Source organism: Cupriavidus sp. IDO, from assembly GCF_000812465.1.
Classification (GTDB): Bacteria; Pseudomonadota; Gammaproteobacteria; order Burkholderiales; family Burkholderiaceae; genus Cupriavidus.
In genome coordinates this window covers 24598-43409 of record NZ_JWMA01000018.1, presented here as the reverse complement: position 1 = coordinate 43409, position 18812 = coordinate 24598, and the positions used below count along the sequence as shown (strand labels likewise).

General features: G+C 65.9%; 17 protein-coding genes. 11 read left to right on the top strand and 6 right to left on the bottom strand.

Going from position 1 to position 18812, the window contains the following annotated elements:
- Positions 1-2: 2 nt before the first annotated feature.
- From cysD to cobA, 3 genes are read left to right on the top strand one after another with little or no spacing between them, the layout of a single operon-like run.
- Complete coding sequence (cysD, locus tag RM96_RS06340) at positions 3-968, top strand: sulfate adenylyltransferase subunit CysD (RefSeq protein WP_039008893.1); 966 nt, start codon at positions 3-5, stop codon at positions 966-968.
- 26 nt (positions 969-994) lie between these two features.
- Entirely contained in the window at positions 995-2299 is a 1305-nt protein-coding gene (locus RM96_RS06335; protein ID WP_039008891.1) for a sulfate adenylyltransferase subunit 1, read from the top strand.
- A gap of 27 nt (positions 2300-2326) precedes the next feature.
- Positions 2327-3121 (top strand): uroporphyrinogen-III C-methyltransferase, encoded by a 795-nt coding sequence (cobA, locus tag RM96_RS06330; RefSeq protein WP_039008889.1) that lies wholly within the window; start codon positions 2327-2329, stop codon positions 3119-3121.
- An 85-nt stretch (positions 3122-3206) separates the two neighbouring features.
- Here cobA and RM96_RS06325 read toward each other — a convergent pair whose 3' ends face one another.
- From RM96_RS06325 to lptF, 3 genes are read right to left on the bottom strand one after another with little or no spacing between them, the layout of a single operon-like run.
- Positions 3207-3608, bottom strand: coding sequence for a sirohydrochlorin chelatase (locus RM96_RS06325; RefSeq protein WP_039009142.1), 402 nt, complete (start codon positions 3606-3608; stop codon positions 3207-3209).
- 10 nt (positions 3609-3618) lie between these two features.
- On the bottom strand, positions 3619-4779 hold the full coding sequence (lptG, locus tag RM96_RS06320) for an LPS export ABC transporter permease LptG (protein ID WP_039008888.1): 1161 nt from the start codon (positions 4777-4779) through the stop codon (positions 3619-3621).
- Positions 4776-5897 (bottom strand): LPS export ABC transporter permease LptF, encoded by a 1122-nt coding sequence (lptF, locus tag RM96_RS06315; protein WP_039008886.1) that lies wholly within the window; start codon positions 5895-5897, stop codon positions 4776-4778. Before lptF ends, lptG begins: the two co-directional genes overlap by 4 nt.
- A 181-nt stretch (positions 5898-6078) precedes the next feature.
- On the opposite strand from lptF, the gene RM96_RS06310 reads away from it, so the two are divergent.
- The 3 genes from RM96_RS06310 to RM96_RS06300 are packed head-to-tail and all read left to right on the top strand — an operon-like array spanning position 6079 to position 8580.
- A complete protein-coding gene (locus tag RM96_RS06310; protein ID WP_039008884.1) occupies positions 6079-7611 on the top strand; it encodes a leucyl aminopeptidase in 1533 nt (510 codons plus the stop codon).
- A gap of 25 nt (positions 7612-7636) precedes the next feature.
- Entirely contained in the window at positions 7637-8071 is a 435-nt protein-coding gene (locus RM96_RS06305) for a DNA polymerase III subunit chi (protein ID WP_039008883.1), read from the top strand.
- Entirely contained in the window at positions 8068-8580 is a 513-nt protein-coding gene (locus RM96_RS06300; protein WP_039008881.1) for a hypothetical protein, read from the top strand. Before RM96_RS06305 ends, RM96_RS06300 begins: the two co-directional genes overlap by 4 nt.
- 80 nt (positions 8581-8660) lie before the next feature.
- On the opposite strand, the gene ilvD is transcribed toward RM96_RS06300, so the two are convergent.
- Positions 8661-10334, bottom strand: a complete 1674-nt coding sequence (ilvD, locus tag RM96_RS06295; RefSeq protein ID WP_039008879.1) for a dihydroxy-acid dehydratase — start codon at positions 10332-10334, stop codon at positions 8661-8663.
- Between the two features lie 162 nt (positions 10335-10496).
- Here ilvD and RM96_RS06290 point away from each other — a divergent pair, with 162 nt between their 5' ends.
- Entirely contained in the window at positions 10497-11486 is a 990-nt protein-coding gene (locus tag RM96_RS06290) for a LysR family transcriptional regulator (RefSeq protein ID WP_052279349.1), read from the top strand.
- 43 nt (positions 11487-11529) lie between these two features.
- Positions 11530-12360 carry a prolipoprotein diacylglyceryl transferase gene (gene lgt / locus RM96_RS06285; RefSeq protein ID WP_039008876.1) on the top strand — a complete coding sequence of 277 codons (831 nt, stop codon included), beginning with the start codon at positions 11530-11532 and terminating at the stop codon, positions 12358-12360.
- A gap of 6 nt (positions 12361-12366) precedes the next feature.
- Here the strand turns inward: lgt and RM96_RS06280 are convergent, their stop codons facing one another.
- Both RM96_RS06280 and RM96_RS06275 read right to left on the bottom strand, forming a co-directional pair.
- Positions 12367-13431, bottom strand: coding sequence for a M48 family metallopeptidase (locus RM96_RS06280; protein ID WP_039008875.1), 1065 nt, complete (start codon positions 13429-13431; stop codon positions 12367-12369).
- 38 nt (positions 13432-13469) lie between these two features.
- Positions 13470-14576: a YjgN family protein gene (locus RM96_RS06275; RefSeq protein ID WP_082016438.1), complete on the bottom strand. Its 1107-nt coding sequence runs from the start codon at positions 14574-14576 to the stop codon at positions 13470-13472.
- A gap of 802 nt (positions 14577-15378) precedes the next feature.
- Here RM96_RS06275 and RM96_RS06270 point away from each other — a divergent pair.
- The 3 genes from RM96_RS06270 to RM96_RS06260 all read left to right on the top strand — a co-directional run bounded on the left by RM96_RS06270 (position 15379) and on the right by RM96_RS06260 (position 18770).
- Positions 15379-16128 carry a GntR family transcriptional regulator gene (locus RM96_RS06270; RefSeq protein ID WP_039008873.1) on the top strand — a complete coding sequence of 250 codons (750 nt, stop codon included), beginning with the start codon at positions 15379-15381 and terminating at the stop codon, positions 16126-16128.
- Between the two features lie 52 nt (positions 16129-16180).
- Positions 16181-17644: a malonyl-CoA decarboxylase domain-containing protein gene (locus RM96_RS06265; protein WP_039008871.1), complete on the top strand. Its 1464-nt coding sequence runs from the start codon at positions 16181-16183 to the stop codon at positions 17642-17644.
- Positions 17645-17765: 121 nt separating this feature from the next.
- The gene (locus tag RM96_RS06260; RefSeq protein ID WP_039008869.1) at positions 17766-18770 is read left to right on the top strand and encodes a Bug family tripartite tricarboxylate transporter substrate binding protein; all 1005 of its coding nucleotides are present in this window, start codon (positions 17766-17768) and stop codon (positions 18768-18770) included.
- The last annotated feature ends 42 nt before the right edge of the window (positions 18771-18812 follow it).

Sequence of the window (18812 nt, the reverse complement as noted above, 5' to 3'; positions counted from 1 at the left end):
ACATGGGCATCATGAACGACATCGCAGAAGCCACCTCCGGCGTGGCCCACCTGTTGGAGGTCCAGAACGACCACCTCGACCGGCTCGAAGCCGAGTCGATCTACATCATCCGCGAAGTGGTGGCCGAGTGCCGCAACCCGGCGCTGCTGTTCTCCGGCGGCAAGGATTCGATCGTCATGCTGCACCTGGCGCTGAAGGCCTTCCGCCTGGGCGACCGCAAGATCGAGCTGCCGTTCCCGCTGGTGCACATCGACACCGGCCACAACTACCCGGAAGTCATCACCTTCCGTGACCAGCGCGTGGCCGATCTGGGCGCGCGCCTGGTGGTGGGCCACGTCGAGGATTCGATCAAGCGCGGCACCGTGCGCCTGCGCAAGGAAACCGATTCGCGCAACGCCGCGCAGGCCGTGACGCTGCTGGAAACCATCGAGGCGCACCAGTTCGACGCGCTGATGGGCGGCGCCCGCCGCGACGAAGAGAAGGCGCGCGCCAAGGAACGCATCTTCTCGTTCCGCGACGAGTTCGGCCAGTGGGACCCGAAGGCCCAGCGCCCCGAACTGTGGAGCCTGTACAACGCCCGCATGGCGCAGGGCGAGCAGATGCGCGTGTTCCCGATCTCGAACTGGACCGAGCTGGACGTGTGGCAATACATCGCCCGCGAGAACCTGGCGCTGCCGCCGATCTACTACGCGCACCAGCGCGAAGTGGTGCGCAAGAACGGCCTGCTGGTGCCGGTCACGCCGATCACGCCCAAGCAGGACGGCGACGTGAGCGAAGTGCTGTCGGTCCGTTTCCGCACTGTTGGCGACATCAGCTGCACCTGCCCGGTGGCCAGCACCGCGGCTTCGCCAGTGGAAATCATCGCCGAGACCGCCGTGACCGAGATCACCGAGCGCGGAGCGACCCGCATGGACGACCAGACGAGCGAAGCCTCGATGGAACGCCGGAAAAAAGAAGGCTACTTCTGATCCCGGACGCAGCAAAGGAATTCATCATGACTCACCAAGCAACACATCAGGGCCTGCTGCGCTTCATCACCGCCGGCTCCGTCGACGACGGCAAGAGCACGCTGATCGGCCGCCTGCTGTACGACAGCAAGGCCGTGCTGTCCGACCAGCTGACCGCGCTGGCCAACGCCAAGAACAAGCGCACCGCCGGCGAGCAGATCGACTTCTCGTTGCTGACAGACGGCCTGGAAGCCGAGCGCGAGCAGGGCATCACGATCGACGTGGCCTACCGCTACTTCTCGACCGCGCGCCGCAAGTTCATCATCGCGGACACGCCGGGCCACGAGCAGTACACCCGCAACATGGTCACCGGCGCCTCGACCGCGGACGCGGCCATCGTGCTGGTCGACGCCACCCGCGTCACCGTCACCGACGGCCGTGCCGAACTGCTGGCGCAGACCAAGCGCCATTCCGCGATCCTGAAGCTGCTGGAAATCCGCCACGTGATCGTCGCCATCAACAAGATGGACCTGGTCGACTACAGCGAAGAGCGCTTCAATGAGATCCGCGCCGCCTACACTGAGCTGGCCAGCCAGCTTGGCCTGAAGGATGTGCGTTACGTGCCGGTGTCGGCGCTGCGCGGCGACAATATCGTGCACGAGAGCGATGCCATGCCGTGGTTCCAGGGCGAGCCGCTGCTGCCGCTGCTGGAAGAGCTGCCGGTGGAAGAAGCCGCGCCCGAGGACGACGCTGCATTGCGTTTCCCGGTGCAACTGGTGATCCGCCAGGACGGCGCGCAGTCGGACGACTTCCGCGGCTATGCCGGCCGCCTGGAAGCCGGCACGGTGCGCGTGGGCCAGAAGCTGCGCGTGCTGCCGGCCAACCGCGAGGCTGTGGTGGCCGAAGTGCTGACGCCCAACGGCGCGGCCGAATCCGCCAATGTCGGCGACACGGTCACCGTGCGTCTGACGGAGGATGTCGATGTATCGCGTGGTGACATGTTCGTCGCCGCCGACGCCGCCACCGCGCCGGCCAAGCAGCTGCAGGCCGACCTGTGCTGGTTCGACGACGAATCGCTCAACCCGGCCCGCAAGTACGTCCTCAAGCACACCACGGCCAGCGTGTTCGCGCGCGTGTCGGCGGTGGACCGCGTGCTGGACGTGCATACGCTGTCGCACGAGACCGGCCGCCACGACATCCGCCTGAACGATATCGGCTCGGTGCAGATCTCGCTGCAGAAGCCGATCGTGTGCGACGCCTATGGCGATAACCCGGCGACGGGCGCCTTTGTGCTGATCGACGAAGCGACCAATCACACGGTGGCCGCGGGCATGATCCGTGCGTTCTCCTGATCGGTAACGACAGGCAAGGGGCAGGAGATGGACATTCAGGCGCGGAAGACTTACGGCAAGGTGACCCTGATCGGGGCAGGCCCCGGTGCGGCAGACCTCATTACGGTGCGTGGTGCACGGCTTTTGGGCGAGGCCCAAGTGGTCCTGCACGACGCACTGGTGTCGCCGGAGATGCTCGCCTGGTGTCCGCAGGCCGAACTGGTCGAGGTGGGCAAGCGCTGCGGCCAGCGCTCCACCGCCCAGCTCTTCATCAACCGCCAGATCGTCGACCTGGCGAGCAAGTACGACCGCGTCGTGCGGCTCAAGGGAGGCGACCCGATGCTGTTCGGCCGCGCCGACGAGGAACTGCAGGCACTCGAAGCCGCGGGGATCGAGTATGAGGTCGTGCCCGGCATCACTGCCGCGCTGGCTGCCGCCTCGGCCATCCGCAAGCCGCTGACCAAGCGCGGCGTCTCGCGCAGCGTTGCCTTCGCCACCCAGGCCAAGGCTGCCGACGGTGAGGGCTCTGCCGACATCGAGGCCGCGGTCAAGGCCGATACGCTGGTCTACTACATGGGCCGCGACCAGGCCGCATCCATCGCCGCGCAGCTGATTGCGCATGGCAAGCCGGCATCGACGCCGGCTTGGGTGGTGGAAGCTGCCACCACGCCGCAGCAGCGCAGCCGCGAGTTCACGTTGCGCGAGATGGCTGCCGGCGAAGCAGCTGAGTGGATCGATCCGATCCAGCCGAGCCTGCTGATGATCGGTGCGGCGCTGGCGGCGCGGGCCACAGAGGCGGGCGAGGATGCCGCGCCGGACACGATGACTGTCAGGGCCGCCTGAGACGCGCCATACGCGCTGTCAGCGGCACCATCCGGAGCCGGGCAATTGCCCGGCTTTTTCATTGCAGGAGGGGGGATGCCCGGCGTCAGGGTGCGTCGGGCGGCGTGGACACTAGCGACGCCACGCAATAGGCGGCAATCGCATCGAGGACGTTGTCCGACTCGCCGACCGCGGCGGCGCAGCGAATCCGCAGGGAAGGATATTGCTGCCGGCACTGGTCAACCAACGCCGGCAGGTCGCGGCGCAGATGGCCACCCTGGCCGAAGAACACCGGCACGACGGTGACGTCGGTCACGCCGGCGGCTGCCAGTTCAGGCAGGCAGGCCGGGAGGTCCGGCGTCATCAGTTCCAGGAACGCCAGCCGGACAGCGCCTTGCGGCCAGGCGACGGCCAGCTTCTGCTGCAGACGGTCGAACGGCTCGCGCCAGCGCGCGTCGCGCGCGCCGTGCGCGAACAGCACCAGGGCCTGGCGGGAGGGCGTTTCCATGAACGACATTTCAGTGACGGTCGACCCAGCGCAACGCCGTCAGCGCCACCAGCAAGTACAAGGTGCCGGGCACCAGCGCCGAGATGATCGGTGGCCAGGTATGCAGCAGGCCGACGTGCGAGAACAGCGTATTGGCCAGGTGGAACGACAGCCCCAGCATGATGCCGCCGAACACCTTGACGCCAACCGCGCCGGCACGTGCGTGCAGGTAGGCGAACGGCAGGGCCAGTGCCACCATCACGAACAGCGTCAGCGGGTAGACCACCTTCTTCCAGAAGGCGATCTCGTAGCGCTGCGTGTCCTGCTTGTTGTCGCGCAGATGGCGGATATAGCGGAACAGGTCCAGCGTGGACATCCGCTCCGGTGTGACCAGCAGCACGGACAGGATCTGCGGGGTCAGTTCGGAGTGCATGGTCACGGTCGGGAACTTGACCTGCTCGGCGCGGAATTCCGGTGCCAGGGCGTCGCGCTGGGCGGGCGGGCCTTGCGCGAGTTCAGTGAAGCGGGTCTCGTTGACGCCCTTCAGCTCCCAGGCCTGGCCGCCCTGGTATCGGCCTTCCTCGGCCACGCGGATGACGCGCAGCCGGTACTGGGGATCGAACTCATAGATGGTGATGCCGGTGATGGTCTGGTCCGCGCGCAGCCCAGCCACGTTGACGAAGCGGGTGATCTCGCCGCCGCCGGCGGCCGCGGTGTCCTTGTCGCGGTCCTTGACCCAGACGCCGGAGCGGAAGTCCGACGACACCGTCGCGCCAACCGCCTCGAGCTTGATCTTCTGCGCGAACTGCTCGGCGCGCGGTCCGATGAACTCGCCGAAGATAAAGGTCACGATGGCCAGCGGGATGGCGAGCTTGAACAGCGAGAACAGCGCCTGGCGCGTATTGAGCCCGGCAACGCGGAAGATGGTGAACTCCGACTGGCTGGCCAGCTGCGAGAACACATAGATCGCGCTGATCAGCACGGCAATCGGCAGCACCTCGTAGACCCGCGTGGGCGCCTGCAGGATGACGTGGAAGAACGCCACCAGCGAGGTGTACCTGCCGTTGACGCTCTCCAGCTCATTGAGCATGTCGAAGAACACGAACAACGACAGCACCGCGAAAAGGATGAAGACGAACACGCCATAGACCAGGCTGGCGAAGTAGCGTTCGTAGACGCGCAGGACCCTCATGCCTGACCTCCCGTGCCGGCCGTGCGGCGCAGGCCGAACACCGCGCGCCATCCGCCCAGGCTGCGGTTCTGCCGGTAGCGGAATAGCATCAGCGCCCCCAGGAACACCACGAGGTGGATCGGCCACCACGCGAGCCAGAACGGGATCGAGCCCGAGCGCACCCACGACTGCGACAGGTTGATCAGGTTGCTGTAGGTCAGGTAGATCAGCACGGCGAACACCAGCGGGGTGTAGCGGCCAAGGCGCGGGTTCACGTACGCGAGCGGAATGGCGATCATTACGAAGTTGAAGGCGAGAATCGGCAGCGACATGCGCCAGAGCAGCTCACCGAGGTTTTCCCGCGTGGGATTGCGCAGCAGGTCGATCGTATTGCGGCTCTTGGGTGGCATATCGGCTTCGGTCTCGGGCGGCTTGTTGTCCACCTTGACCGCATAGCGCGCGAATTCCACGATCCGGTAATCGATCTGGCCCGGTGTGCCGGCATAGCGGCGGCCGTTCTCCATCACCACCAGGCGGTCGCCGTTGGGCATGGTCTCGAACTGGCCCTGGTGGGCCAGCGCCACGCCGATCTTGTTGGCTTCGGCATTGGCGACGAACACGTTGCGCGCGTGCTTCATGTCGCTGTCGATGCCCTCGATGAACAGCACATAGTTGCCGTTGGAGGGCTCGATAAAGCGCCCGGCGGCAATCATCGACAGCACGCCGCGCTGCTCGAAGCGGTCGCGGAACAGGGCGCTCTGCTGGTTGGCCCACGGCCACGCGAACATGCCCAGCAGCAAGGCCAGCACGACGAACGGCGCGGCGAACTGCAGCACCGGCTTGACCAGGTCGCGCAACGAGATGCCGGCCGAGAACCAGACCACCATCTCGGAGTCCTTATACCAGCGCGTCAGCACGATCAGGGTGGAAATGAACAGCGTGGCCGAGAGCAGGATCGACAGGTAGCCGATGGTGGCCAGGCCGATCAGCATCAGCACGTCGTTGGGGCTGGCCTTGCCATTGGCGGCCAGTCCGAGAATGCGGATCACGAGCGACGTGAGCATGAAGGTCAGCATGACCAGGAACACCGCGCCGGCGGTGTAGGCGAGCTCGCGTCGCAGGGCTTGTTGAAAGATCATGCAGGTTCGGTTCCGGGCTGCCGGCCGGAGCGGGCGATGTGCCGTGCAAGAAGTGCCTGACAGAACAGCGGGCTGGCAGGACAGCGAGTTGTCAGCCTGGCGGATCAGCGGCGGCAGGTCGCGGGTAAAAATCGCGGATAATGGAGGCTTTCGTGTCTAACGAGCCCCTGAAGGAAGCGCGATGGAATTTAGCACAAAAGCCCTGGATTGGAGTAAAGCCGGCCAAAATGGTTTCCTGGCAACCAAGACCGACTGCCTGGTGGTGGGTCTGTTCGAAGGCCAGAATCTGGCCGGGGTGGCCAAGGCACTGGATGTGGCGACCAAGGGCTTGGTGGCGCGCCTGGTCAAGCAGGGCGACTTCGAGGGCAAGCGCGGGACGCACCTGATGCTGCACGAAGTGGCCGGCGTGGGCGCCGCGCGCGTACTGCTGGTGGGCCTGGGCAAGGAAGCCGAATTCAGTGACAAGGCATTTGCCGACGCGGTGCGCACGGCCGTGCGTGCCTTGTCGTCCACGCGCGCCACGTCGGCGCTGTGGTGCCTGGCACAGCAGGCGCCGCTGCAGCGAGATGTGAGCTGGAGCGTGATCACCACCATCACGCTGGTGCGCGATGCCGGCTACCGGCTGCTTGAGCGCCATCCCGGCCTCAAGCGCGCCAATGCGAACGGCAAGGGCAACGACAAGGCGTCGCTGCGCAAGGTGGTGCTGGCCGTGAACGCCGAAGACGCCAAGGTGGCGACGCAGGCCGCGGTGCGTGGCACCGCCATCGCCAACGGCATGGAACTGACCCGCGACCTGGGCAACCTGCCTTCCAATATCTGCACGCCGACCTACCTGGCCAATGCCGCGCGCGGCATTGCCAAGCGCCACAAGCTCAAGGCCGAGGTACTGGGCCGCAAGCAGATCGAAGCCCTGAACATGGGCGCCTTCCTTTCCGTGACCAAGGGCAGCGTAGAGCCGCCCCAGTTCATCATGCTGCGCTACGACGGCGCCGGCGCCAAGCAGGCGCCGGTGGTGCTGGTGGGCAAGGGCATCACCTTTGACACCGGCGGCATCTCGCTCAAGCCGGGCGAGGGCATGGACGAAATGAAGTACGACATGTGCGGCGCGGCTTCCGTGCTGGGCACCATACAGGCCGTGGCGGAAATGGGCCTCAAGCTCAACGTGATCGCCGTGGTGCCGACCTGCGAGAACATGCCGAGCGGCATCGCCAGCAAGCCGGGCGACGTGGTGACCAGCATGTCGGGCCAGACCATCGAAATCCTGAACACCGACGCCGAGGGCCGCCTGATCCTGTGCGACGCGCTCACCTATGTCGAGCGCTTCAAGCCGGCCGCCGTGATCGACGTTGCCACGCTGACCGGCGCCTGCATCATCGCGCTGGGCCACGTCAACAGCGGGCTTTACGCGCGCCCCGATACCCTGGCGGACGAGTTGCTGCAGGCCGGCCGCAAGGCCATGGACCCGGCCTGGCGCATGCCGCTGGACGACGAATACCAGGACCAGCTCAAGTCCAACTTCGCCGACATGGGAAATATCGGCGGCCGCCCGGCCGGCAGCGTGACCGCGGCCTGCTTCCTGTCGCGCTTCACCGAGAAGTACGACTGGGCCCACCTGGACATCGCCGGCACTGCCTGGAAGAGCGGGGCGGCCAAGGGCGCCACTGGCCGCCCGGTGCCGCTGCTGACGCAATTCCTGATGGACCGCGCGGCCTGAAGGCCGCGCAGGAAGACAGGCGACCATGACGCGTATCGATTTCCACAGCAACGTGCCCGACAAGCTCGGCTATGTCTGCCGGCTGGTCCGCAAGGCCTATGGCGCCGGCCAGAAGGTCGTGGTGCACGGATCCTCCGCGCAGCTGGCGGATCTCGACGCGCGCCTGTGGACCTTCTCGGCGCTGGATTTCCTGCCGCATTGCGGGCTGGAAAGCCCCAACGCGGCGGTCACGCCGATCCTGCTCGCCGCCACGCTCGAGAGCCTGCCTCACCACCAGCTGCTGATCAACCTGGACGCTGAAGCACCGGCCCAGTTCGCCAGCTTCGAACGGCTGATCGAAGTGGTGGGTGCGGGCGCCGAGGACCGGGAGGCGGGCCGCCAGCGCTACCGTTTCTACCGCGAACGCGGCTATCCGCTGACGCATCACGATCTTGGCCAGGCTCGGGGAGAATCCGCATGAGCGAACGCACCACCTCGCGGGTCATCCCGCGGCTCGGACCGAACGACAGCATTCCGTTGCTGACGGAGGTCGTGGAACTGCCCGACGCCAGCCATGAAGCTGACACCTCGCGGCCGGCCACGCCGCAGGGCGCCGTGATCGATACCTTCGACATGGCGGAATCGGGCGTCGTAACACATGTCGGCAATACGGACGAGCTCGACGACGGCGAACCCACCCTGCCTGTCACGTTGCCGGACCCGGACACAGCGGACAGCTACCTGCGCGAGCCTCCGGGCGAAGACGACCTGCGCGCGATGCGCACCGAACTGCTGACGCGCGTGATGATGCGCTTCCGCACCGAGTGGCCGCAGGTGGTCGAGGCCCACACCGAAGCCACGCTGCAGTCGCGCCTGGCACCGCTGACGGCGCAACTGGCCAATGAGCTGACGCAGGCGCTGGAAGCGCGGCTGGTGGAATGGCTGGATGCGACGCTGGAAGAGATCGAGCGCACGCCGGGCGGCGATTGAGCCGGGCGAGATCTTCGCCCCATCCCAAAACAAAAAAGCCTGCGATCACTCGCAGGCTTTTTCTATGGTGCCGACCCGGATCAGTCCGTCACAGCGCCCTTGCTGGCGGTCGAGGCCAGCTTCGAGAACTTGGCCAGCACGCCGCGCGTGTAGCGCGGCGCCGGCTGCTTCCAGCTGGCGCGGCGCCGGGCCAGCTCTTCATCCGGCACGTTCAGCTGCAGCACAAGCTTGTGCGCGTCGATGGTGATCGAGTCGCCTTCGTGCACCAGTGCAATGGTGCCGCCCACATACGCTTCCGGCGCCACGTGGCCGACCACCATGCCCCAGGTGCCGCCCGAGAAGCGGCCGTCGGTGATGAAACCGACCGACTCGCCCAGGCCCTTGCCGATGATGGCCGAGGTCGGAGCCAGCATTTCCGGCATGCCGGGGCCGCCCTTGGGGCCGAGGTAGCGCAGCACCAGCACGTCGCCGGCATTGATCTTGTCGGCCAGGATGGCATCCATGGCGCTTTGCTCGTCCTCGAACACGCGGGCCGGGCCGGTGATGACCGGGTTCTTCAGGCCGGTGATCTTGGCGACTGCGCCTTCTTCGGCCAGGTTGCCCTTCAGGATCGCCAGGTGGCCTTCCTTGTACAGCGCCTTCTCGATCGGCAGGATCACGTCCTGGTCGGCGCGCGGGGTGTCGGGCACGTTTTCCAGTTCTTCAGCCAGCGTGCGGCCGGTGATGGTCAGGCAGTCGCCGTGCAGCAGGCCGGCCTTCAGCAGGATCTTCATGACCTGCGGGATGCCGCCGGCGCGGTGCAGGTCGGTGGCCACGTACTGGCCCGACGGCTTCAGGTTGCAGATCACCGGCACCTTGCGGCGGATGCGCTCGAAGTCGTCGATGGTCCATTCCACTTCAGCGGCGTGGGCGATCGCCAGGTAGTGCAGCACGGCGTTGGTCGAGCCGCCGGTGGCCATGATCAGCGCCACGGCGTTCTCAATCGACTTGCGCGTGATGATGTCGCGCGGCTTGATGTCCTTCTTGATGGCTTCCACCAGCACGCGGGCAGATTCGGCGGCGCTGTCGACCTTCTCCTGGTCGGGGTTGGCCATGGTCGACGAGTACAGCAGCGACATGCCCAGCGCCTCGAACGACGAGCTCATGGTGTTGGCGGTGTACATGCCGCCGCACGAGCCGGTGGACGGGCACGCGTTCCTTTCCACGCCTTCGAAATCTTCCTCGCTCATACGGCCGGCGGTGAATTCGCCCACGGCTTCGAACGACGACACGATGGTCAGGTCCTTGCCTTTCCAGTTGCCCGGCTTGATGGTGCCGCCATAGACGTAGATGCCCGGCACGTTGGTGCGTGCCAGCGCGATCATGCCCCCCGGCATGTTCTTGTCGCAGCCGCCGATCACGACTACGCCGTCCATCCACTGGCCCTGGGCAGCGGTCTCGATGCAGTCGGCGATGACTTCGCGCGAGATCAGCGAGTACTTCATGCCCTCGGTGCCCATCGACATGCCGTCCGAGATGGTCGGGGTGCCGAACACCTGCGGGTTGGCGTCAGAGGCCTTGATGGCGTCGATGGCGGCATCGGCCAGGCGCTGCAGGCCGGCGTTGCAGGGGGTGATGGTCGAGTGGCCGTTGGCGATGCCCACCATCGGCTTGTCGAAGTCTTCCTTCTGGTAGCCGAGTGCGTAGTACATCGAACGGTTGGGGGAACGTGCCACGCCTTGCGTGATGTTCTGCGAGCGCTTGTTGAATGCCATGGTGGGGAATCTCCGGGGGATCTTCAGTGCCGCCCTGCGCGGGTCGCATGTGCAAACGGTGCACGGCGGCGATGTTGTGGCGGAAAGGATGACGCTTGCGTTTTGGTGTGTCAAATATATTATTTGACCTTTATTGAGTCGAAAAATATATCAGGAGCCGGTTTGGACCTGCGCCAGCTGCGTTACTTCGTCACAGTGGCGGAAGAGTTGCATTTCGGCCGCGCTGCACGCCGCCTGGCCATGACCCAGCCGCCGCTGTCGCAGCAGATCCAGGCGCTGGAAGAGGAAATCGGCGTGCAGCTGTTCGCCCGCACGCGCCGCTCGGTGGTGCTCACGCCCGCTGGCCAGCAGTGGCTGCCCGAAGTGCGCAGGGTGCTGGCGGACGCCGCCGCGCTGCCGGGCCTGGCGCAGCGGCTGGCACGCGGCGAGGTCGGCTCGCTGGCGCTGGCCTTCGTCAGCACGGCCGACTACGGCATCCTGCCCGACCTGCTGCGCCGCTTCCGCGCCCGCCACCCGGAGGTGCAGCTGCAGTTGCGCGAGGCCACCAGCGACATCCAGCTCGAAGCGCTGATCGAGGGCACCATCGACGCGGGCCTCGTGATCCGGCCGCAGCTGCCGGCCATGCCGCACGGCCTGTCCTACCTGCCGCTGGTCAGCGAGCCGCTGGTGCTGGCCGTGCCCGACGGGTGGCAGCCCGCAGCGGGAGGCCTGGCGAACGATGGCAAGGTGTCGCTGCGTGAGGCCGCGCACGAGCCGCTCATCATCTTCCCGCGCCGGAGTGCCCCGGCGTTTTATGACATCATTACGGGCTACTATGCGCGCGACGGCCTGTCGCCGGTGATTGCCCAGGAGGCCATCCAGATGCAGACCATCGTCAGCCTGGTGTCGGCCGGCATGGGCGTGGCGCTGGTGCCGGCCTCGCTGTGCAACCTTCGCCGTACCGGCGTGTCCTATCTCGCGCTGCGGGAGGCAGGCCCGCAGATCGAAACCGGTCTGGTGTGGCGCGAAGGGGCGGCCGGCGTGGCGCCGGTGCTGCGGTCCTTCATCGAAATCGCGAGCGGGCTGGCGGATGCTTGCGCGGCCATCCCGGTGACGCACGAGGCTGGTATAACAGCAGCCAGGCAATCGGGGCGGCAGATCTTGTCACCCTGACTGGCTGCCAACCCGGCCCCGTTCAACTTCCACTCATGCAAACATGCTGATTCATCCCCAGTTCGACCCGGTCGCCATCCATCTCGGCCCGCTTGCCATTCGCTGGTACGGCCTGATGTACCTGGCCGGGTTCATCATGTTCCTGTGGTTCGGGCGCCTGCGCATCCGCCAGCCGCACATCGCCGCGAAGGGCTGGGCGACGCGCGATCTCGACGACATGCTGTTCTTCGGCGTACTGGGCGTGATACTGGGCGGGCGGCTCGGCTACGTGCTGTTCTACAAGCCATCGTACTACCTGGCCCACCCGCTCGAGATCTTCAAGGTGTGGGAAGGCGGCATGGCCTTCCATGGCGGCTTCCTGGGCGTGATTGTCGCGATGTGGCTATTTGCGAAGCTGCGCAAGCGCCACTGGATGGAAGTCACCGATTTCATCGCGCCGATGATCCCGTGTGGCCTGGCGGCCGGCCGTATCGGCAATTTCATCAACGGCGAGTTGTGGGGCCGCCCGACCGACCTGCCCTGGGGCATGATCTTCCCGCAGGCGGGCGACAACATCCCGCGCCATCCTTCGCAGCTGTACCAGTTCGCCGGCGAGGGCGTCGCGCTCTTCATCATCCTGTGGCTGTTCGCGCGCAAGCCGCGGCCGATGGGCGCGGTGTCGGGCGTGTTCCTGATCGGCTACGGATGCTTCCGCTTTGCCGCCGAGTTTGCCCGCGAGCCGGACAACTTCCTGGGCCTGCTGGCGCTGAAGATGTCGATGGGCCAGTGGCTGAGCCTGCCAATGATCCTGGTCGGCGTGGCGATGGTGATCTGGGCCTACCGCCGCCAGCCTGGCGCCGGGGAGCCCCAGCCGGTCACGGATTCGGGCGCCTGAGGGACACTAGCGTCCCGCCGCCCGTAAGGCGTCGATCCGCTCGCGGGTATGCGGGTGGGTGGACAGGAAGTTGTCGCCTTCGTCGTCGTTTGCCTTGCCGGCCTGGTCTGCCGCGGCCGGTTTTCTTTCGTCGTTCTTTCCGGCCTTTCCTGCACCGCGGTTCTCCAGCGCCATCAGCACATCGGCCAGAGCCGATGGCGGCAGCCGGTTGCGCTGCATGACAGCGATGGCGTAGGCATCGGCCTCGCGCTCGTGGTTGCGCGAGTAGCGCAGTGTCAGGATGGCGGCCGGCACGCTCGCCAGCACCGTTGAGAAATCCCCGAACATGTAGGCGGCCAGCGCACCGACTGCCGAGGCCTGGATCACCTGCTGCAGCCCGTGGCGCCGCGCCACGTGGCCGGCTTCATGGGCAAGCACGCCCATCATGCCGGCGCCGGTGCCGGCGAGTCCCACCATCTCGTCAGTGACCACGATAGTGCCACCCGGTAGGGCGAGCGCGTTGGCGCCGATCCGGCCTCCCTGGCGGAACACGATCTGGTAGTCATGGCCGGGATCGGCCGGACGCGCCAGCGCCGCAAAGCCGGAACGGATGCGCTGCTGTTCGGCTGCAGGCAGCCGGGTCGGACCGACGATGCCGTTGTCCAGGCTGGCCAGCGTTGCCCTGCCGAGCTGCGCTTCCAGCGCCGGCGGCACCGCGCGTGCCATCACGGCCGCGCCCCACGGCAGCAGCACGTAATAGCCGAGCACCAGCAGCGCGACCAGCGCCAGCACCGCGAACCCGGCCATCCGCCAGCTGTTCTGTGCCTTCGCCACCCAGCCTTCGCGATGGCCCGTCGCGGACAGCATCCTGTCGAAGGCCGCGTGGTCCGCGATCTCACAAAATGCGCCATCGGCGAACGTGACCAGGCGCGGCGCGCGCCGCACGCGCTCCGACACCCGCAGGGAAGAGAGCGGAGCGCGCCGCAGCTCGGCGCCGGTGTCATCGCGCAGGACCGCCTGCTGGGCGTCCACGGCCAGCGTGGCGGGGTGCGCGCGCGAGGAACGGCCGTCGAAGTAGGTGACTGGAATCATGGTGCAGGCGCGTCAGTCGGCGGTGGCGGATGGCCGGTTCAGAGTGCGATGTCGATGTCGTACCAGTCTACTGCGGCATCGCCCAGCGCTCCGACCTGTTCGGCTTCGCCCGCGACGAAGGTGTCAAGCGGCGCGGCTGCCAGCATCGTCATGCTTTCGATGCGATAGCGGGTAGAGCGCACGCGCGCGAACGGCATGAACAGGCCGAGGGTCAGCGCAATGCCGAGCAAGTTGGTCACGAAGATCAGGAACAGGCGGCCCGCCTTCACCTCGCTGCGGAAGCTGTGCGGCGCCAGCGTGGTGTGGTTCCACACGACGTTCTGCAGTTTCGCCGTGAAGTACGGACCTACCGCCAGCATCGCCAGATAGATACCGAGCGTGGCGAAGATACCCGCCAGCACCGAAGCAGCCTTGCCCGATCCGCTACCGATCCCAAGCGCGATCCCTGCCACCGCCGCCAGCACCACCAGCAGCACCGTCAGGCCGAAGGCACGCAGGTAGACGCCATAGAAATCGCCCGCGCTGGCGCTGAAGGCGAACGGCGCGGTGCCGAAGCGCGTGTGGTTGTGCTGGTACTGCTTGAAGCGCTGATGCGCGAGCGGCGTCAGGGCGCCGAGCGTGATGGCCGCCAGCAGCGGCCACAGCACGAAGACCTTGTACGCGGGGCCGTCGGCGCCGGTAAAGGCAAAGCGCAGCCCGCGGTAGCTTGAGTTGGCCATGCGGAAGCGCAGCGAGCGCACCAGCAGGAAGGGGAACACCGCGGCCAGCACCAGCGCCATCACCAGTGCGAGGATCGGTGATACCTGGCTGCATAACTGGAACACCAGCGCCAGCCCGAACACGATGGCGCGCCCCTTGAGAATGGCAGCCGGCTTGCCGTGATAGTCGAAGGTGGCGTCGTCCAGGCGCGTATTGCGATAGAAATACTGGAGCGTGCGGACCTTGGCCCAGGCGGAGTAGATGCCGAACGTGACAATTGTTAGCAGTGCGTTGACGATCCAGATCCTGAAGTACTCCGAGCCTGAACCGGTAAATGCCAGGCGTAACGGCTTTGGCGTTGCGTAGGGCCCATCTGGCAGGGCAGGGATTGCGTCGCTGCCGCCGAATCCGGCCGGCGTTACATCCTCGTGGTTACCAAAATGCATCACGTGACCTCCCGTCCTTGCAAAAAGCGCCGCAGAGCGCCGTCTTGTTTCATGGATGCAACCGATTCGTACGGGCCATTTGCGCCCGAAGGATTACATTTTCACACTGCAAAATACACAATTCATCACAACTAGCACATTCGCCGCAATCGTAGCGAATTCCGAGCTTGGCAAGTGAGGGCAAACGCTCGTAACATGAGAGTAACATTCTGTTACATGAAACCGCGTCTGTAACAAGTTGTCCATGGCTGACATCAATAAAATCAAGGAGTTGTGGCTTCTGGCACGATAATCGCTATGAAGTCTGTTACAAGATGAGAGCGTGCCACGCCGAAGGCCGCTCCGGAAGCGCCGAGGGAGGACTAGCCGGAAAGGCAGGGGCGCTTACCCACAAAACGGCAGACGGGAAAATCTGCGCACCTGGACCAGGGCGCATTTCAGGGGGTGGCGCGGGGCCAGCGCCAGATAAATGTCAATGACCCACGCCAGGCAATTGCACTGCAAGCAATGGCCAGGCGATGAGAAAGTGTCCGCCAGCAGTACTTTCAGGCGCGGGCGGCTATCTGCCAGGGAGGGCAGGCAGCCGCCCGCCGCACCTCTCCGGCGTTCCTGCCGACACCATTCCAGTCATTCCGTCATCCGGCAAAAGGCATTCTGCTGCACGCATTCACTAAAATCGGGTTGCGTTGCACTATGAAAATGCCTTGCCAAGTTCTTTTGGTTATTCATAATTATGAATTACCAAGATGTGCTGACTTCGGCAGACACTGCGTAGTCCCACACAGCCTTATGCGGAGGCAGAATGCGCATCATCCAGCAAGCGCTGTACCTGGAAGTCGCCGATCGCTTGCGAGCCATGATCGACGCGCACGCACTGGCGCCAGGCGCATGGATCGACGAGAGCGCACTGGCGGCATCGCTGGGCATCTCGCGCACGCCGTTGCGCGAAGCGCTCAAGGTGCTGGCAGCGGAGGGCCTCGTGCGGCTGGAGCCGCGCCGCGGCTGCTTCGTCAACGAGCTGTCCGAACAGGATCTCGACGAAATATTTCCGCTAATGGCCTTGCTGGAAGGGCGCTGTGCCTTCGAGGCCGCGCGCAATGCCAGCGCGGCCGACCTGGACGCGCTTGAAGACCTGCATGCCGGGCTGGCCCGCTATGCACAAGCCGGCGAGATCGACGCGTACTACGAAACCAACTACCAGATCCACGAGGCGATCCAGCGGCTTGCCGGCAATCGCTGGCTTTCGGGGCTGATCAGCGACCTGCGCAAGGTCCTGCGTTTGTCGCGCCACAAGAGCCTGAAGCTGCCCGGGCGCATCGCGGAATCGTGCGCCGAGCACCTGTCGGTGTTTTCCGCGCTGAAGGCCCACGACCCGGAAGGCGCCGAGGCGCTGATGAAGACGCACCTGCTGCGCCAGCGTGCCGCGCTCAAGGCGCTCGATCGTGCCGAAGCGGCGTCGGATGCCACCACTGCCGTCAGTGCGCCGCCGCCGGAAACGCAGCCTGCGCGCGCTGCCACAGGCAAGCGCCTGCGGCTCGCCGGCAAGGACTGAGCGCCCTTATATCGCTTTGATAGTTTCGTCACGCACCCAAGGCAGGTATCCCATGAACTCCTTCGACACCGGCGACCAGAAGATCAGCGCCCCGTTGGGCGAGAGCGAACCGGCGGGCTCCAATTTCCTGTCGCGGCTTGGCCGCTGGTGGGGGCGCAAGGGCGATGGCGAGGCCGCGCCGGCGGCCGGCAAAGACGCCGAGCCGGCGCCGCTGCCGGCCCGCGTGGTGCGGCGCCAGCGCGAACAATTGCGCCTGTGCTTCGATGCGCGGTTGACGGACGGCGCCGCCAATGCCGCCGCGCAGGCGTGGCAGGCAGAGTACGAAGCGGCAGGCGAAGGCATGCGCCGCGGCATGCTGGCGGTGCTGGCCGAAGTGGCCAACAGCAGCAGCGCGGAAGACGGCGTGCCGGCAGACTCGGACAAGGGAGAGAAGGGCGACAAGCCCGTTAAATCCGCCCGCGCCAGTTCCGCGCTGACGCAGGCGTTGTCGAACGCCCGCATCCGCTTCTTCAAGCGCCTGGCGGCCCTGCACGGCAAGAGCGACCAGAGCGCATGCGGCCTGCATTTCCTGATCCAGCTGCGTGCCGACATGCTCCGCTGGCAACGCCGCATGCCAGGCCTGCGCGTGCTCGACGATGACCTCGAGGCGCTGTTTTCCAACTGGTTCGATGTCGGCCTGCTCGAGCTGCAGCCCATCACCTGGGACTCGCCGGCCTCGCTGCTCGAAAAGCTGATCCGCTACGAAGCCGTGCACGAGATCTCGTCATGGACCGACCTGCGCAACCGCCTCGATTCCGATCGCCGCTGCTACGCGTTCTTCCACCCGCGCATCCCGCGCGAGCCGCTGATCTTCGTCGAGGTCGCCTTCGTGCCGGAGATGGCAGCCAATGTCCAGGCATTGCTGGACGAGGCCGCACCACTGGAAGACCTGCGCCGCGTGAAGTGGGCGATCTTCTACTCGATCTCCAACACGCAGGCTGGCCTGCGCGGCGTCAGTTTCGGCAATTTCCTGCTCAAGCGCGTGATCGATGAAGTGCAGCGCGAATTCCCCAAGGTGAAGCAGTTCGCTACACTTTCGCCGATTCCGGGGTTTGCCGACTGGCTGCGCAAGCAGGACGGGGCGGCCGTGGCGCGCGTGCTGGGCGAGAAGCGCCTTGTGCGCTGGACTGACAAGCAAGGCCCGGCACCTGCGGACGGCGCCGCCTGGCTAGAGGCACTGCCGGCGGAGGCAAGCGATGCCATGGTGCGCGACACCGCGCTTACGCTGGCCGCGCACTACCTGGTGCGCGAGCGCAGCCAGTCGCTGCCGGCCGACCCGGTGGCGCGCTTCCACCTGGGCAACGGCGCCTGCGTCGAGCGCCTGAACTGGGGCGCCGACCTTTCGCGCAAGGGACGTGCGCAGGCGTGCGGCATGATGGTGAACTACCTTTACGTGCCGGAGGCGCTGGATGACAATCTAGCGCGCCTTGGCGAAGGCAACCCGCGCGTCAGCCGCGCCGTCGGGAAGCTGCTGTGACCGGGGTCGGGTCACGGAAAAGACACAACAGGACAACGCCGGGCGCATCGCTATTTTTGTCGGGATACCACCAGCAGTACTTCGATTGACTTTCCGTATCAAGAGAGAGAGGAGACAGTACATGAATCGTCGCCAGTTCAGCCTGGCAGCCTGCACTCGGGCTGCCGGCATTGCCGCAGGGGTCGTTGCGGGCATTGCGATGTATGCGCCGTCGGCATCGGCCGACACGTGGCCCTCCAAGCCGATCACGGTCATCGTGCCGTTCCCGGCCGGCGGTGGCACCGATGCCTTTGCCCGGCCGCTGACCGCCCAGCTTTCCAAGCAGATCGGCAAGCAGTTCGTCATCGACAACCGCGGCGGCGCCGGCGGCACTGTGGGCGCCAGCATGGCGGCCAAGGCCGCGCCCGACGGCTACACCGTCTTCATCGGTGGCGCGCACCACGCCATCGCGCCGTCGTTCTACAAGAAGCTGGACTACGACATCGAGAAGGATTTCATTCCCGTCACGGTGATCGCGCAGCCGCCTCAGGTGGTGGTGGTCAACCCCTCGCACGTGCAGGCCAATACGCTGCAGGAGCTGATCGCGTACGCCAGGAAGAATCCGGGCAAGCTGAACTACGGTTCGGCCGGCAACGGCTCCTCGCATCACCTGGCCGGCGAGCTGTTCAAGCTCCAGACCAAGACCTTCATCACCCATATCCCATACAAGGGCGCGGGACCGGCGCTGTCGGACCTGATCGCCGGCCAGATCGACCTCGATTTCGACGGGTTGGGTTCGTCGGCGCAACACATTCGAGCAGGCCGCATCAAGGCGCTGGCGGTGGCGTCGTCCAGGCGCTCGCCGGCTTTCCCCAACGTGCCGACTGCGGCCGAGGCGGGCGTGCCGAACTACGAGGTGTCGACCTGGTATGCGCTGTGGGTGCCGAAGGGCACGCCCAAGGAAATTGTGGACCGGCTCTATACCGAAACCGAGAAGGCCCTGAACACGCCGGAACTCAAGCAGATCTGGCTCAACAACGGCTCGGAAACGCCGTCGTTCACGCCTGACCAGTTCGCGCAGTTCCAGCACGCCGAGATCAAGCGCTGGGCGCAGGTGGTGCAACTGTCCGGCGCCAAGATCGACTGACCCCGGGCCCGGAAGCGAGCAGAGATGAATCTGATCCACGTA